Below are 15,592 nucleotides of genomic sequence, written 5' to 3'. Positions count from 1 at the left end.
GGTAGGGGCGGTGACGAGCATGGTTGTGGGAAGCAGCTCAGGCGAGGCGTCGATCGATGGAAAGCAGCAGTTGGACTGCGCGGCCGCAGAGGTGCTGGGCGGCAAGATCTGCGCCGCCGCATCACTGTCGGCGCAGTCGGAATGTCAGTTGCTGGAGCTCATCGGCGAGTTCGACGCCGGCGACGCGGTCCGCTGGTGGGACGGGGTGAAGTCCCTGGCGCACTGGCTGTCGTGGGCGTGTTCGATGTCGCCCGGGACAGCCCGGGAGCATGTCCGGGTCGCTCGCGCCCTGCGGCAGATGCCGACCGTGCTCGAGGCCTTTCGGGAGGGCAGACTCTCCTATTCCAAGGTTCGCGAGGTCACTCGGGTCGTCGATCTGGTCGACGAGTCAGAGCTGTGTGAGCTTGCACTGACCGCGACCGCCGCCCAGCTGGCCAAGATGATCTCCAGCTATCGCACCGCGGCCGGAACACGCATCAAGCAGGAGCAACTGCGCGGGCTGACCTGGACCGAACGCGAGTCGGGGATCGTCGATGTCCGAGTACGCCTGCCGAAGGAGGAGGCGGCTGTATTGCTGGCGGCACTCAACGCCGCCAAGGATCAGCATGGTGCATCACCGGCTGCAGCCTCATCCGAGGACGGGGATGAGGATGAGGATGCACCCCCAGAAGGTGAGACCTTGCCGGCCGACGAGAATCAGGTGGACACGACTCCGGCTTACGGTCTGATCGACGCCATGGTGGATGTTGCTCGGGTCTACCTGTCAACGGCCCTGGAGGACCGCTCGGGAGAGGACCGGAGCTTGGTGGTCGTGCACGTCAGCGCAGAACTGTTGGCGGATTCGGCTCCGCACGAGGACAACGAAAACGTTCCCGCGGGAACGTCCAGTGGCCACTCCCCCGACGACAGATCGCCCGACACGGAACCTCCTGAACCATCCCGCGAATGCGATGAAGCTGCTCCTGCGGGAACACCTGGGGGCCATTCCTCTCGCACCCCCGAAGACTCCGCGCCGGCGCAGGATACAGAGCTGGGACCTGTGCCGGGCCAAGACGTTCCCGCGGGAACGTCCTCGCCACCGCGTCAGCAGGAGCCGACCTGTCATCTGGAGCCGACCTGCCATATCGACGGAGTGGGTGGCATCGAACCCGAGACGGCACGGAAGCTGAGCTGCGATGCCGACCTGCTGGGGGCAATCATCGACGATTCCGGCGATGTGCTTGCGCTCGGCCGAACCCGACGGCTGGTCTCCCGCTCGCAACGCCGGGCATTGATGATCCGTGACCACGGAATCTGCCAGTTCGCCGGCTGCCACCAGACTCACCATCTGCAAGCACACCATCTGATCCACTGGGTCGACGGCGGCCGGACCGACCTGGACAATTTGGTCCTCCTCTGCCAACGCCACCACACCGTGGTTCACGAAGGCGGCATGATCATCCGTCGAGTGAGCAGCGCGGAGGCCGGACCGGCTTCGCGAGCGCGAAGGTGGGAGTTCTTGATGCCTGATGGCAAGCCGCATCGGGAGTGGTACACCGCGGAGGGTCTGCTCAACTTCCTTGCCCAACACGCCGACAAGGCTCAGGCTGAGCAGCAGCGCCTCCGGCGCACTTCGATGATCGACAACGTGGTCAGCTTCCATGATCCCTACGCCCGGCGCATCCAGCCCGGCTGGCGCGGCGAGCGCTTCGACCTGCACGAATGCGTCCAGACCCTCTTCCGCATGCAGCCCACGTGGCGACCCGAGCCGCCGACAGAGGACGACCTGATTGAAGAGCAAGCTGCGTAACGTCGGTCAAGCAATCCCGGATGCACGTGCGCTCGACGTAGGAGAGGATTCCGTCGTGAACGCGTCCACTCTTCACGCAACGGTCATTCGCGATGTGCGCCTCGTCGGAGTGGGTGCGGGGGATACAGCAGACGCTTCCCGGGCCGGACTCGTCGATCTGAGAATCACCAATGGCCGGATCGAGCAGATCGGCCAGTCGAACGCGAGGCGACCGGCGAAGACCGGGCAGCGAACTCGCCGACTGACCGCCCAGGACGCGGATCTGGTCCTCGAGGCCGAGGGTCGCTGGGCGATCCCCGGGCTGTGGGACGCGCACGTTCACTTGCGGCAGTGGGCGCAGACCAAGACCAGGCTCGATGTCGGAACGGCCGATTCGGCGCATGCGGTCACCCAGCTGGTCGACGCCCACGTACGAGCGCTCGATGGTCGGCGGTCACCAATCGATGCTCGTTCGGTGGTGTTCGGGTACGGCTTCCGATCGGCCATCTGGCCCAGTCAGCCGACCGTGGCTGAACTCGATGCAGTCAGCGGCGACCATCCGGTGATCTTGACCAGCGGCGACGCCCACAACGGCTGGCTCAACAGCGCTGCCCTGCGGCTGCTCGGCATCGCAGATCGCCCCGGACCACTCGCCGAGAACGAGTGGTTCGCCCTTGCGCCCGCCGTCACCGCCTTGGCCGGCGACGTCGCGGACGATTCGGCGGCGATCCGAGCCGTCGTGCGTGATGCCGCGGCCCGAGGCATCGTCGGGATCACCGACTTCGAGTTCGCAGGCAGCCTTCGGGACTGGCCGGAGCGCTACGCTGCCGGGATCAATCAGCTCCGGGTGCGGGCTGCGGTCTATCCCGGCGGCCTGCCCGCGGTGATCGAGGCGGGCCTGCATACCGGGGACCCACTCCCCGGCACCAGCGGGCTCGCCACGATGGGACCGCTCAAGATCATCTCGGACGGCTCGCTGAACACCCGGACCGCGTACTGCTGCGAGCCGTACGTCGACGCCGGCAAGCACACCGCCGATCCGCGCGGCGTGCAGAACTACGACCTGGCCGAGCTGATCGAGTTGCTTCGGCGGGCCACCTCCAACCGGTTGCAGGTTGCGCTGCACGCCATCGGCGACGCCGCAGTCGGCATCGCCCTCGACGCGTTTGCTGCCACCGGCGCCCAGGGCAGCATCGAGCACGCTCAGCTCGTGCGCCACGAGGACCTCGTCCGGATGGCAGCTCTCGGCCTGCGCGCCAGCGTGCAGCCGGCTCATCTGCTCGACGATCGTGACGTCACCTACCGCTGCTGGCCGGACCGGGCCGACCGTTGCTTCGCGTTCCGCTCGATGCTCGCCGCCGGGGTCGAGCTCGCCCTCGGCTCCGACGCACCGGTCTCGCCGCTGGATCCATGGCTGGCGATGGCCGCGGCCGTACACCGCAGCAACGACGAACGGGAGCCGTGGAATCCCGCCGAGGCGCTGAGCCCCGCCGAGTCGTTGGCCGCGAGCACCGACGGTCAAGGCACGCTCCAGGTCGGCAGTCGGGGCGACCTGGTGCTGCTCGACCATGACCCGCTCGCTCCGGCTCACGACACCAAACAGGCGGCCCAGCACCTGCGAGACATCGGGGTCGCCGCGACATTGGTAGCCGGTCGGCCAACCCACCTCACGTTCTAGCCGAGACCAGACACACCCAAGACCAGACGCGCTACGAGCTCAGCAGCTCCGCGACAATCCGGCCGACCGCGTCGACCTCGATCAGGAAGCCGTCATGACCGTGAGCGGAGCTGATCACCCGCAGCGGCCCGCAGGTCGGGATGCCCGCGGCCAGTTGCACGCTCTGCTCCAACGGGTACAGCCGGTCGGAGTCGATGCCGGCGACGATGGTTCGCGCCGTCACCCGACCCAACGCCGCCTCGACGCCTCCGCGATCCCGGCCGACGTCGTGACTGTTCATGGCCTGGGTCAAGGTCACGTACGAGCCGGCGTCGAAGCGTCGGGCCAGCTTGCGCCCATGGTGATCGAGATAGCTCTGCACTGCATATCGCCCGCCGTCCGCGACCGACTCACCCACCTGATCGCCACGACCGAAGCGGACCGCGAGCTCATCGGCTGATCGGTAGGTGATGTGGGCGATCTGCCGCGCGACTTCCAGCCCAGCGACCGGGTCGGGCTCGCGGGAACGCTCGTAGTCCCCGCCGACCCAGCCCGGGTCGGAGGTGATCGCCCGGATCTGAGCATGACACCAGGCGATCTGGTCGGCGGACGCCGCGGCGGTGGTGGCGAGCAGCATCAGCCGCGACACGCGATCCGGCACCGTGGCGGCCCACTCGACCGCCCGCATGCCACCCGCCGAGCCGCCCACGATCAAGGCCCACTGGTCGATCCCAAGCCGGTCTGCCAGGGCGATCTCGGCGGCCACCTGGTCGCGGGTTGTCAGTTGGGGAAACCGTGATCCCCACGGCCGCCCATCCGGTGCCGCCGCACCCGGGCCGGTGGTGCCCTGGCAGCCACCGAGGATGTTGGGAGCGACCACGAACCACCGGTTGGTGTCGATCCAACCGCCCGGACCCACCAGAGTCCCCCACCAACCCGGAGAGGGGTGCCCCGGGCCGGTCTCGCCGACGACATGGCTGTCACCGGTGAGGGCATGCAGGATCAGCACCGCATTGTCTCGGGCAGGCGACAACTCACCCCAGGTCTCATACGCGATTCGGACCTCGGGCAGCGGCTCGGCAGACCACTCCAAAGGCAGCGCCCCGAGTTCGGCGAATCGCCGGTGACCGACCGGGTCGCCCGGCTGCCAGCCGGGGATCAGACCTCCTTGGCGGCGCGGAAGCCGGTTTCCAGATCGGCCAGGATGTCGTCGATGTTCTCCAGTCCGACGGCGAGCCGGACCAGCCCCGGGGTCACGCCCGCGCCGGCCTGTTCCGCCGGGCTCAGCTGGCTGTGGGTGGTGGACGCGGGGTGGATCACCAGCGACCGCACGTCACCGATGTTGGCGACGTGGCTGTGCAGTTCGAGGGCGTTGACGAACGCCTTGCCGGCCTCCAGGCCACCCTTGATCTCGAACGCGAGCACCGCCCCCGAGCCGCGCGGCGCGTACTTCTTCGATCGCTCGTGCCACGGGCTGCTGGGCAACCCCGCGTACGCGACACTCTCCACCTCGTCCCGAGTGGTCAGCCACTCCGCGACTCGCTGGGCGTTGGCCACATGGCGCTCGACCCGCAGGCTCAAGGTCTCCAGTCCCTGCGCGATGAGGAAAGCGTTGAACGGCGAGGCAGCCGGGCCCAGGTCACGCAACAGCTGGACGCGGGCCTTGAGGATGAACGCCAGGTTGGCGCCGAGCGCGCCGCCGACGCCGAGATCGGGGGCATAGCGCAGCCCGTTGTAGCTGGGATCGGGCTGGTTGAACTGCGGGAAGCGCTCCGGGTCCGCGGCGAAGTCGAAGCTGCCGCCGTCGACGATCACGCCGCCGATCGCGGTGCCGTGCCCACCGAGATACTTGGTCGCCGAGTGCACGACCACGTCGGCACCCCACTCCAAGGGCCGGATCAGGTACGGGGTGGCGATCGTGTTGTCGACGATCAACGGCACCCCGGCTTCGTGCGCGACGGCCGCGACGCTCTCGATGTCGAGGATGTCCTGCTTGGGGTTCGAGATCGTCTCGGCGAAGAACACCTTGGTGTTCGGCTGGACGGCGGACCGCCACGACTCGAGATCGTCGGGATCGTCGATGAAGGTCACCTCGACGCCCAGCTTGGCGAAGGTGTGGTGCAGCAGATTGTGCGTGCCGCCGTACAGCCGCGGGCTGGCCACGATGTGCGAGCCCGACTCGGCCACGTTCAGCAGCGCCAGCGTCGCCGCCGACTGCCCGGACGCGACCAGCAGCGCACCGACGCCACCCTCGAGCGAGGCGAGCCGCTTCTCCACCACGTCGGTGGTCGGGTTCATGATCCGGGTGTAGATGTTGCCGAACTCTTTCAGGGCGAAGAGGTCGGCAGCGTGATCGGTGCTGTTGAACACGTAGGACGTGGTCTGATAGATCGGCAGCGCCCGGGCCCCGGTGGCCGGATCGGCCTCTTGGCCGGCGTGGATCTGACGGGTCTCGAAGGACCAACTCTCACTCATGCTCGGCAACGGTAGCCCCACCCTCGGGCGGAGTTTCCCAGTGTCTCACTAGGCAATCTGCTCGTCTCGCGTAGCAATCGCCGACCGTGCACACTAGGACCTCGTGAGCAGTACGCAGCGGCGACGGATCGCCTACCAAGGCGAACCGGGCGCCAACTCCCACATCGTCTGCGCCGAGCAGTATCCCGACGCTGAGGCGCTCCCCTGCGCCTCGTTCGAGGATGTCTTCGCCGCCGTGAACAGCGGCGACGCCGATCTCGCCCTGATCCCGATCGACAACTCGATCGCCGGCCGGGTCTCCGACATCCACCACTTCCTCCCCGGCTCCGGGCTGCACATCATTGCCGAGCACTTCCTGCCGATCCGGTTCTGCCTGATGGGCGTGCCTGGCACCACGCTCGACTCGATCAAGACGGTGCACAGCCACGTCCACGCCCTCGGCCAGTGCCGCAAGATCATCCGCCGGCACGGCTGGATCCCGTTGATCTCCGGTGACACCGCCGGCGCGGCACGCGAGATCGCCGAAGCCAACCAGACCACCCAAGCTGCCATCTCCCCGCCGCTGGCCGCGGAGATCTACGGTCTGGAGATCCTGGCCCGCGACATCGAGGACGAGGACCACAACACCACCCGCTTCGTGTTGCTGTCCCCGAAACTCATCCAGGCGCCTGCCGGCAACGGTCCGGTGGTGACCAGTTTCATCTTCAATGTGAAGAACCTGCCGGCGGCCCTCTACAAGGCGTTGGGCGGCTTCGCCACCAACGGGGTCAACATGACCAAGCTGGAGTCCTACATGGTGAACGGTGAGTTCACCGCGACCCAGTTCCTGGCCGAGGTCGACGGACATCCCGACGAGATCGGGCTGCACCGCGCCCTCGAGGAGCTGCAGTTCTTCACCACCGACGTGCACATCCTGGGCGTCTATCCGGCCGATCCCTTCCGGGCCACCGTCGGCGCCTGAAACTACCCGTCTCGGCACGCCTCGGTCGGCGCATTGCTCCAGCGCATTGTTCCGGCGCTGTTCCTGCCCTGTTCCGACGACCGAGGTCTATCGTGCGCCTCGGGGAGATGATCACCATGGCAGCTCAGGACCCGGCTCGGCTGTTCGCTGTGGCGGCCGACGCGTACGACCGCTTGATGGGGCGCTATCTGCCGACACTGGGTGTGGCGTTCGGCGACGCCGCGGAGGTCGGGAGCGTCTCCGGTCAGCGGGCCCTGGACGTCGGCTGCGGCCCCGGCGGACTGACCACCGAACTCGTACGTCGTCTCGGCGCCGAGCAGGTGGCGGCGATCGATCCGTCGTCCTCTTTCGTCGAGGCCTGTCGCGAGCGCCATCCGGGCGTTGACGTACGCCAGGGCGTGGCCGAGGAACTGCCCTGGGCAGCGGATTCCTTCGACGTCACCCTCGGCTCGCTGATCGCCGGCTTCCTACGCGACCCCGCCCGGGCTGCCGCAGAGATGTGTCGCGTGACCAGGCCAGGAGGTCGAGTCGGCCTGTGCTTCTGGGAGATCGAGCGGATGCCGCTCATCACGACCTACTGGCAGGCCGTGTCCGGTGTCGATCCCGCCGCCCGCGGCGAGGCCGAGCTGTTCGGCCGGCGGGCTGGGCAATTGTCCGGACTGCTCACCGACGCCGGACTCGAGACGGTCCGCGAGAGCTCACTGCTCGCCACCGCCCGGTACGCCGACATCGACGACTGGTGGTCATCCTTCACCGGCGGGGCGGGTCCGGTCGGCGCCCAGTACACCCGGATGGACGACGATCAGCGAGCCCGGGTCCGCGCCCACGGCTATCAGCTGCTGGGCAGCCCGACGGGGCCCTTCGAGCTGGATGCGTACGCCTGGTGCGCAGTTGGACGCGTTCCGATCTGAGAGCCGGACTGACAGGTGCTCAGAGCTGGATTCGGGGGCTACGATACGTCCGGCTCGGGGGCCACACGATCACCTGGAGCCCCACCATGCCCTCCCGCCTTTTCCGTTCCCGGACCACCCGTCCGCTTCTCGTCGGCTTCGTCGCCGCGGTCACCGCCCTTGTCACCACTGCTGGTCCGATCGCCCCGACACCCCCGGCGTCCGCCGAAGCTCCGAGCGTCAGTGTCACCCCGGTCGTCGAAGACCTCACCATTCCCTGGGATGTCACCTGGGTCGGTCCGGTGATGCTCTTCAACCAGCGTGGCGGCGGGATCTGGTCCAAGCGAGGCGCTGCCGCGCCGAAGAAGGTGTCGATGCCGCTGCCCAAGGTCTACGCCAAGGGAGAGTCCGGCATGCTCGGCCTGGTCGCCGATCCCAAGGCCGCCTCCAACGGGTACTTCTACAGCTGCATGGCGGTAGCCACCGCCAAGGGAAAGGCCAAGGACATCGAGGTCTGGAAATGGCGTCTCGTCTCCGACACTTCTGCCACGAAGGTGAAGAAGCTGGTCACCGGTATCCCGTTGGCGAGCTCGGGTCGCCACTCCGGCTGCCGGCTGCGCTTCCGATCGGCCGAGATGCTCTACATCGGCACCGGGGACGCCGCTCAGGGCAAAGTCCCGCAGAACCTGAAGTCCCTCGGCGGCAAGGTGCTCCGGGTCCGCAGCAGCGGTTCGATCCCGAAGTCCAACCCGTTCTACGCCAAGGGTGGCAAGGCCCGCTATGTGTGGACGTACGGACACCGCAACGTCCAGGGCATCGCCTTCCGATCAAGCGCCGGCCAGATCTGGAGCGTCGAACATGGGACGGATCGCGACGACGAGGTGAACCTGATCGCCAAGGGCGGCAACTACGGCTGGTCGCCGACGCCCGGCTACAACGAGAAGCGCTCGATGACGGACAAGAAGCGCTTCCCCAAGGCCCGCAGCGCCAAGTGGCGATCGGGTCGTCCCACGGTGGCGACCAGCGGGGCGGCGTTCCTGACCGGCAGCCAGTGGGGCGACTGGGATGGTCGCCTGGCGGTGGCGATGCTGAAGGGCGAGGGCGTCAAGGTGTTCACCCTCAGCGGCGACTCGATTGTCGAGCAGCAGACGATCCTCACCGCGTACGGCCGGATCCGCACCGTGCAACAGGGTCCGGACGCGGCGCTCTACTTCACCACCTCCAACGGGTCCGGGACTGACGGGATCTATCGGGTGACCCGCCGCTGAGGCTCAGGCGTCCGCAGCGGTGAGAGCCAACGCCTCGTCGGAGGGCTCTTCGGTGAGGTGAGTGTCGATCCTGGCCAGCTGACCGCGCCCGATCCAGAGGATGGCCACAGCGATCAGCAGACCCGCACAGCCAACCCAGTAGGGAGCCCCGGAGCCGAGCGCGGCGGCGATCACACCGGCCAGTGCCGGAGCCACCGCACCGCCGACGAAGCGGACCCCGGAATAGGTGGAGGAGGCGACCGCGCGAGGAAGCTCGGTCGCTTCCATCACCGACTCGGTCAGCACGGTGTTCATCACACCGAGAAACAGACCGCCGACCACGATCCCGACGATCAGCACGGTCAAGCTGTCGACGTTCAAGGCCAGGACGGCCATCAGGACGGCCAGTGCGCCGAGCATGACGTACAGCGTGCGGCGGCGGCCGAATCGGCGGGTCAGGACCGGCGCCACGAACACCGAGGTGACGGCCAAAGCGATCCCCCAGCCGCAGAAGATCAGACCGAGCTGGTGCGCGCCGAAGCCGTTGAGTCCGGCAGTCTTCGCGGCCTCCGCGAGCGGGAACGGGCTCCAGGCAAGCAGGCTGAAGAAGCCGAAGTTGTAGAACAGCGCGGCCAGGCCGAGCGTCAACAGCGCGGGATGGCGCAACGCCTTGAACGTGGCAGAGAGCTGGACCGGCGCCGGCTTCTCGGCCGGTTTGCCGAGCAGGATCAGCAACGCGACGAGCGCGATCGCCATCAGCACCGCGGTGCCGAAGAACGGGCCGCGCCACGAGATGCTGCCGAGCGCGCCGCCGAGCAACGGGCCGATCGCGATGCCCAGGCCGAGCGCAGCCTCGTACAGAATGATGGCGCTGTCCGCGCCGCCGCTGGCGGCACCGACGATGGTCGCCAGTGCGGTGGAGATGAAGAGTGCATTGCCCAGTCCCCAGCCGGCGCGGAAGCCGATGATCATGCCCACACTGTCGGACGCTCCGGCGAGCGCGGCGAAGATGACGATCAGCGCCAGCCCGATCAGCAGGGTCCGTTTGGCGCCGATCCGGCTGGAGACGAAGCTGGTGAAGAACATCGCGAAACCGGTGACCAACAGATAGCTGGTGAACAGCATCATCGTCTGCGCGGCCGTCGCCCCGAGATCGGCGCTGATGGCAGGCAGGATCGGGTCCACCAAGCCGATGCCCATGAACGCGATGACGCAGGCGAAGGCCACCGCCCAGACTGCCTTGGGCTGCTTCAGCAGCTTCACCGATGACGAGTTGTGCGACGACAAGAGAGCGAAGACCTTCCGGCGAGATATTACTTAGTTCGGCTATGTAAATAGTAGCACGGCAGGCCGGCATCGACCGAGTGAACTAGGGTGCTATCCGGACGAGCCAGGCCCGCGACTCGATCCTGGCGGACCGAGCACCTCCCGCGCGACTCGCTGCGGCACGACCATCCGCCACGCGTCGAGCAGCAACTCCCGCAGCTCCTCCGCGTCCAGCGCGTCAAGCCAGGCTTCGACCCAGTTGAAACGCAGTTCCGATTCGCGCGGGAGGAAGAACACCTCGGGCCGCGCCGCCACCAGGGCGGCGCGTTCCTCCTTCGGGAAGGCGAACCCGATCTCGGTCTCGTCCTGGCTGAACGCGACATACACGATCTGACCGACACGGAACTTCACCCGATCGCGCACCAGCACCTCACTGCTGCGCGGCAACCCCACCAGCACCGCTCGGACCTCATCGACCGTCGCCACGCATCCATCCTGACCCCGGGTCCACAACATCGGAAGGCCTCCGGGACCGACGGCTGGCTTCGGGGTCTACCCGGGACCTTCTGCCCTGATCCCGGTGCCGGTGTCCGGTTAGCGTGAAGACGTGGGCGCACCATCGGCGACCTTCGAGACGCGGCCGTTCCTCAGGATCCGGCACGCCTACGGTGATCTGCTCGCGGCCGCCCGGACCAAGGACATCATCCACGGACTGGTCGAGATCGACGTGACCGACGTCCGGCACGAGATCGACGGCCCGACGTGTTCAAGCTTCTCGGCGGGACCGTCGCCGTCAGCTCTGTCGGCATGTTCGGACCTGCGGGTGGCTGGGGAGTCCCCGTGTCTCCGGCCACCTTGAGCATCACCGTTGGCGGGCTCGCCACCAAGCCCTGCTATGTCGACGGACGCCTGCAGGCTCGCGAACTGCTCGACCTCACCATCTCGGTCGACCACGCCGTCATCGACGGTGCACCGGCGGCCCGATTCGCACGCCGCCTGTCCGAGCTGATAGGTGACTGCGCCGGCCTCGAGGAGGGCGAGCGGACCCGCTAGTCGAGCCGGGCGAAGTCCGGGCCGGTCTCCCCGAGCTTCTCGTCCAGCTTGGCGAACAGCGGGGTCGGCTTGGCGAGCGGCGTACCTGGCTGGATCGGGCGCGATTCCCAGACCGCCTGCTCGGCGGCATAGTCGCCCATCAAGACCGGATAGTCCGGCCCGCCCTCCTCCGAGACCGTCCGGATCTCCGGCTGCGCGGCCCAGACCCCGGAACCACCGAGCGCCTCATGCACCTTTTGCGCGGCGTGCGGCAGGAACGGCGTGAGCATCGTGTTGGCATCCGAGACCACTTGGAGGGCGGTGTGCAGCACCGCGTCCCGGCGGGCCGGGTCGGCCTTCAGCTTCCACGGCTCGGTGTCGGAGAGGTACTTGTTGGCCGCACCCACGACCCGCATCGCCTCGCCGATGGCCTGCTTGAACCGGCTACGGCGCAGCAGCGCGCCGACGGTGTCGAAGCCCTGTTTCGACACCCCGAGCAGCGCGTGGTCGACGTCGCGCAGATCCAGCGCCTCCGGAATGGCGCCGACATTCTTGTGGGCCATCGAGACCGACCGGTTGACCAGGTTGCCCCACTCGTTGGCCAGCTCGAAGTTGTTGCGTCGCACGAACTCGTCCCAGGTGAAGTCGGTGTCCTGGTTCTCCGGACCCGCCACCGCAATGAAATAGCGCAGTGCGTCCGGGCCGAACTCCTTCAAGAAGTCCCCGACATAGATCACCTGACCACGCGAGGTGGAGAACTTCGAGCCGCTCATGGTGAGGAACTCACTGGAGACGATCTCGTCGGGCAGCCGGAGCTCTCCCATCGGGCCCAGGTGCCCACCATGATCGCCCTGCCCGTTGTGCCCCAGCAGGATGCCGGGCCAGATGACGGAGTGGAAGACGATGTTGTCCTTGCCCATGAAGTAGTAGCCGAGGGCGTCGGGGTTCTCCCACCACTGCCGCCAGGCCTCCGGGTCACCGGTGCGATGCGCCCATTCCACCGAGGCCGACAGATAGCCGATCACGGCGTCGAACCAGACATACAGCCGCTTCATCGCCTGGTCTTCCCAACCCGGCAGCGGCACCGGCACACCCCAGTCGAGGTCCCGGGTGATCGCCCGCGGCTTCAGGTCCTCCAGCAGGTTCTGACTGAACTTGAGCACGTTGGGCCGCCAGTCGGTCCGCGACGAGAGCCACTTGCCCAGGGAACCGGACAGGGCCGGCAGGTCGAGGAAGAAGTGCTCGGTCTCGACGAACTTCGGCGTCTCGCCGTTGATCCGGGAGTGCGGATTGATCAGGTCGGTCGGGTCGAGCTGGTTGCCACAGTTGTCGCACTGGTCGCCGCGCGCGCCGTCGTACCCGCAGATCGGGCAGGTGCCTTCGATATAGCGGTCCGGCAACGTACGTCCGGTCGAGGGCGAGACCGCGCCATGGGTCTGCTTCGCGACCACGTACCCGTTGTCGTACAGACCCTTGAACATCTGTTGGACCACTCGATAGTGGTTGCGCGTCGTGGTGCGGGTGAACAGATCGTAGGAGAGCCCGAGCCCCTGCAGGTCCTCGGCGATCACCCGGTTGTACTTGTCCGCAGTCTCCCTGGTCGACCGCCCCTCACGCTCGGCCTGCACCAGGATCGGCGTGCCGTGCTCGTCGGTGCCGGACACCATCAGCACGTCGTGACCGGTCATCCGCATGTACCGAGAGAAGACGTCGGAGGGCACACCGAAACCGGAGACGTGACCGATGTGACGCGGGCCGTTGGCATACGGCCACGCGACAGCGGTCAACACGCGTGAGCTCATGGCCGCCAGCCTAGTGGGGCCCTGCTGGACCGCCTGCCGGATTTCAGCCAGCTCGCTCCGCGACCAGGCGCGCCAGGATCCCGTCGTGCCCAGCCCGCGACTCGTACCACTTTCGTATCAAGCCCCCTCGTCACGGGTCCGCTGTGTGACAACACACCCGCATCGGGCCAGATCCGCCACGGCGAGCGGAGGAGGACATAGGAATGACACGCGCGACGACCTACCCAGGCGCCGATCTGTCCCACGATCGGTCGAGTCTGTCCGGCATCACCATGCCGAAGATCGACAAGGTGCTTCTGCACACGACCGAGACTTCGGTCTGGCCCGGCTATGCCGACTTCGCGCCCCAGCTCACGGTGAACCCGGTGACCAGCGAGATCAGGCAGCACATGCCATTGAATCGATCGGCGAGCACACTGCGCGATCCGAGTGACACCGCGGTGCGGGAGAACCGCGACGACGTGGTCCAGATCGAGATCGTCGGGTTCTCCGATCCCAAGGAAGAAGGCAGTCCCTACCACGTCTCCGCGTGGGGAGATCAGGAGTACGCGTTCCTCGGCTCGATCTTGAAGTGGTTCACCCTGGAGTGGGGTGTGCCTTTGCCCTCCACCGTCGGCTGGGTCGCCTGTCCCGCGTCTTATGGCAGCAAGGCCAAGCAACGTCTGACGAGTTCCCAGTACGACGCCTACTCCGGGATCCTGAGCCACCAACACGCTCCTGGCAACGATCACGGCGATCCGGGCAACATCGACATCGCCCGGCTGCTCACCGCCGCAGGTGCCACTCCGACCGTGACCCTGCCGCCGGCTCGTTCCTATCCGAGGTCGGCAGCACCGTACGTGATCTCCTTGCCTGTCGCCGACGGTGAGATCGGCTATGCCTACGGCGTCAAGGACAGCCAGTACCGGGCCGGGTACCACACCGGTCAGGACTATCGAGCCAAGCAGGGAGCAGCATGGCTGGCCGTCGCGCCGGGTGTCATCAAGCGGATGACCAACGATCCGAAGGGCTACGGGAACTGGCTCGTGCTCCAGGCGGACAACGGCCGGGACTACGTCTACTGCCACGGTTCCAAGATCATCGTCTCAGGCGGACAGCGCGTCGTTCCCGGTCAGAAGATCGGCGAGGTCGGAGCGACCGGCAACGCCACGGGACCTCACCTGCACCTCGAGGATCGCCCTCGTGGTGGTGGCTACGGCGAAGTACGTAAACCGTCCTGGCCATCGTGGGACGGGAGGTCGTACCCGGGTCGAGTGTTCGTCGTCGGACAGTCGCATCCAGCGACGATCCTGTTGGGACAGCGGCTGCAGGCATGGCTGGGCGATGACGTGTACGAGGTCGGGCCCAGTGCCGGTTTCACCGAGACCGACGAGGCTCTGATGAAGAGGTTCCAGCAGAAGATCGGGCGCTCGCAGGATGGCTGGCCTGGGCCACAGGAGTGGGCCATCCTGCTGACTGAGCCCGGGACGACCGTGGCGGTTCCTTCGATGGCCGAACCCAAGCCGGAGAAGCCCGCAGCGACCGCGTACTACGTCGATCCGAAGAAGGTCTCGACCAAGCTCATCGGTCGCACCTGGACCGGCGAGGCGGTCAAGCTACGGGATCCTGGCTTCGCCATCACGACCGGTGTGGAGATAGTGCTCGGCAGCGAGTCGAACCCCAGCCTGCCCGGTGCCAGGAAGTGGCTCAAGACCGCGGCCGGATACTTCTATGCGCTGGACTATCTGACCACGGAGATGCCGGGAAACGTAGAGAACCAGCGCAAGATCAAGATCGCGACCTGGAACCCGTACAAGCTGAACTCACTCACGAACATGAAGAGAGGGCTCAAGGCGATCATCGACGCCGGCGCCTCAGTGATCGGCGTGCAGGAGCTGTCCGTCGACTCAAAACAGGACGGCTTGACACGCTATGCCGAATCGTTGGGCTGGAGAGCTTCGAAGAAGAACTCGGCCGTGACGGTCTTCTACGACCCCAGCGTGATCGTCGACAGCAAAGAATCCCATGTCGTCGTCGAGCAGGGCGGTGACTATTGGCAGTCCGGCGCGGGTGGCCACGACACCATCCACAAGATCCTCATGATGATCGACGGCACGCACAAGTCCGGCAAGAAGGTAGCCCTGCTCAATCACCACTTGGTGCCGACGGTGGAGTCGGGTGGCAAGTTCCGCGCCGACAAGCCGATCCGAGTGTCGGTCTACAAAAGGCAGATCGCCGAGTTCTGCGACCAGGTGAGTAGACGGAACGGCCTAGTCTTCGGCACCTCCGACTGGAACGTAGCCTGGGGAACCAGTGCCGGCAATTGGGTCGAGCAGCAACTCGACAAGGTGGGCGTGACGGTCTGCTGGGACGACGCACCCGACCGGACGACGCACAAGAGCAATCGCACCATCGACTGGACGACCGCCAAGGGAGCGACGACCAAGGAGGTCGAGGTGCTCGACTACTACGGATCCGATCACAGACCTGTGGTCACGACGTACGTCTTCTGACA

The 15,592-nt window shown here is 66.8% G+C and carries 13 protein-coding genes; 8 read left to right on the top strand and 5 right to left on the bottom strand.

The genetic code is table 11. From position 1 onward, the window contains the following. Nucleotides 1–19: 19 nt before the first annotated feature. Together MLP_RS06430 and MLP_RS06425 are read left to right on the top strand one after the other, a co-directional pair. On the top strand, nt 20–1,789 hold the full coding sequence (locus MLP_RS06430; RefSeq protein ID WP_083843722.1) for a DUF222 domain-containing protein: 1,770 nt from the start codon (nt 20–22) through the stop codon (nt 1,787–1,789). Between the two features lie 55 nt (nt 1,790–1,844). Continuing rightward, on the top strand, nt 1,845–3,446 hold the full coding sequence (locus MLP_RS06425; protein WP_013862215.1) for an amidohydrolase: 1,602 nt from the start codon (nt 1,845–1,847) through the stop codon (nt 3,444–3,446). A gap of 31 nt (nt 3,447–3,477) precedes the next feature. Here MLP_RS06425 and metX read toward each other — a convergent pair whose 3' ends face one another. Then, nucleotides 3,478–4,584 (bottom strand): homoserine O-acetyltransferase MetX, encoded by a 1,107-nt coding sequence (metX, locus tag MLP_RS06420; RefSeq protein WP_269453388.1) that lies wholly within the window; start codon nt 4,582–4,584, stop codon nt 3,478–3,480. Beyond that, complete coding sequence (locus MLP_RS06415) at nt 4,584–5,900, bottom strand: bifunctional o-acetylhomoserine/o-acetylserine sulfhydrylase (protein WP_041789782.1); 1,317 nt, start codon at nt 5,898–5,900, stop codon at nt 4,584–4,586. Before MLP_RS06415 ends, metX begins: the two co-directional genes overlap by 1 nt. A gap of 103 nt (nt 5,901–6,003) precedes the next feature. Between MLP_RS06415 and MLP_RS06410 the strand changes: the two genes are divergently transcribed. From MLP_RS06410 to MLP_RS06400, 3 genes are all read left to right on the top strand, one after another. Then, a complete protein-coding gene (locus MLP_RS06410; RefSeq protein ID WP_013862212.1) occupies nt 6,004–6,861 on the top strand; it encodes a prephenate dehydratase in 858 nt (285 codons plus the stop codon). Between the two features lie 116 nt (nt 6,862–6,977). Beyond that, nucleotides 6,978–7,772, top strand: coding sequence for a class I SAM-dependent methyltransferase (locus MLP_RS06405; protein ID WP_041791469.1), 795 nt, complete (start codon nt 6,978–6,980; stop codon nt 7,770–7,772). 86 nt (nt 7,773–7,858) lie between these two features. After that, nucleotides 7,859–9,019 (top strand): PQQ-dependent sugar dehydrogenase, encoded by a 1,161-nt coding sequence (locus MLP_RS06400; protein ID WP_013862210.1) that lies wholly within the window; start codon nt 7,859–7,861, stop codon nt 9,017–9,019. 3 nt (nt 9,020–9,022) lie between these two features. Here MLP_RS06400 and MLP_RS06395 read toward each other — a convergent pair whose 3' ends face one another. Next, on the bottom strand, nt 9,023–10,255 hold the full coding sequence (locus tag MLP_RS06395; RefSeq protein WP_197536580.1) for an MFS transporter: 1,233 nt from the start codon (nt 10,253–10,255) through the stop codon (nt 9,023–9,025). Nucleotides 10,256–10,375: 120 nt separating this feature from the next. Further along, nucleotides 10,376–10,750 carry an MmcQ/YjbR family DNA-binding protein gene (locus MLP_RS06390; protein ID WP_013862208.1) on the bottom strand — a complete coding sequence of 125 codons (375 nt, stop codon included), beginning with the start codon at nt 10,748–10,750 and terminating at the stop codon, nt 10,376–10,378. 121 nt (nt 10,751–10,871) lie between these two features. Here MLP_RS06390 and MLP_RS28280 point away from each other — a divergent pair, with 121 nt between their 5' ends. Together MLP_RS28280 and MLP_RS06385 are read left to right on the top strand one after the other, a co-directional pair. Continuing rightward, entirely contained in the window at nt 10,872–11,123 is a 252-nt protein-coding gene (locus MLP_RS28280) for a hypothetical protein (RefSeq protein ID WP_013862207.1), read from the top strand. After that, nucleotides 11,027–11,317, top strand: coding sequence for a 2-oxo acid dehydrogenase subunit E2 (locus MLP_RS06385; protein ID WP_013862206.1), 291 nt, complete (start codon nt 11,027–11,029; stop codon nt 11,315–11,317). The genes MLP_RS28280 and MLP_RS06385 overlap by 97 nt, the downstream gene beginning before the upstream one ends. Here the strand turns inward: MLP_RS06385 and metG are convergent. Further along, entirely contained in the window at nt 11,314–13,098 is a 1,785-nt protein-coding gene (gene metG, locus MLP_RS06380) for a methionine--tRNA ligase (protein WP_013862205.1), read from the bottom strand. The two genes, MLP_RS06385 and metG, sit on opposite strands and share 4 nt — an antisense overlap. A gap of 203 nt (nt 13,099–13,301) precedes the next feature. Here metG and MLP_RS26135 point away from each other — a divergent pair, with 203 nt between their 5' ends. After that, entirely contained in the window at nt 13,302–15,590 is a 2,289-nt protein-coding gene (locus MLP_RS26135; protein ID WP_013862204.1) for a peptidoglycan DD-metalloendopeptidase family protein, read from the top strand. Nucleotides 15,591–15,592 lie beyond the last annotated feature (2 nt).

The sequence above is a fragment of the Microlunatus phosphovorus NM-1 genome, assembly GCF_000270245.1.
Classification (GTDB): domain Bacteria; phylum Actinomycetota; class Actinomycetes; order Propionibacteriales; family Propionibacteriaceae; genus Microlunatus; species Microlunatus phosphovorus.
This window is presented reverse-complemented; position numbering and strand designations above follow the sequence as displayed.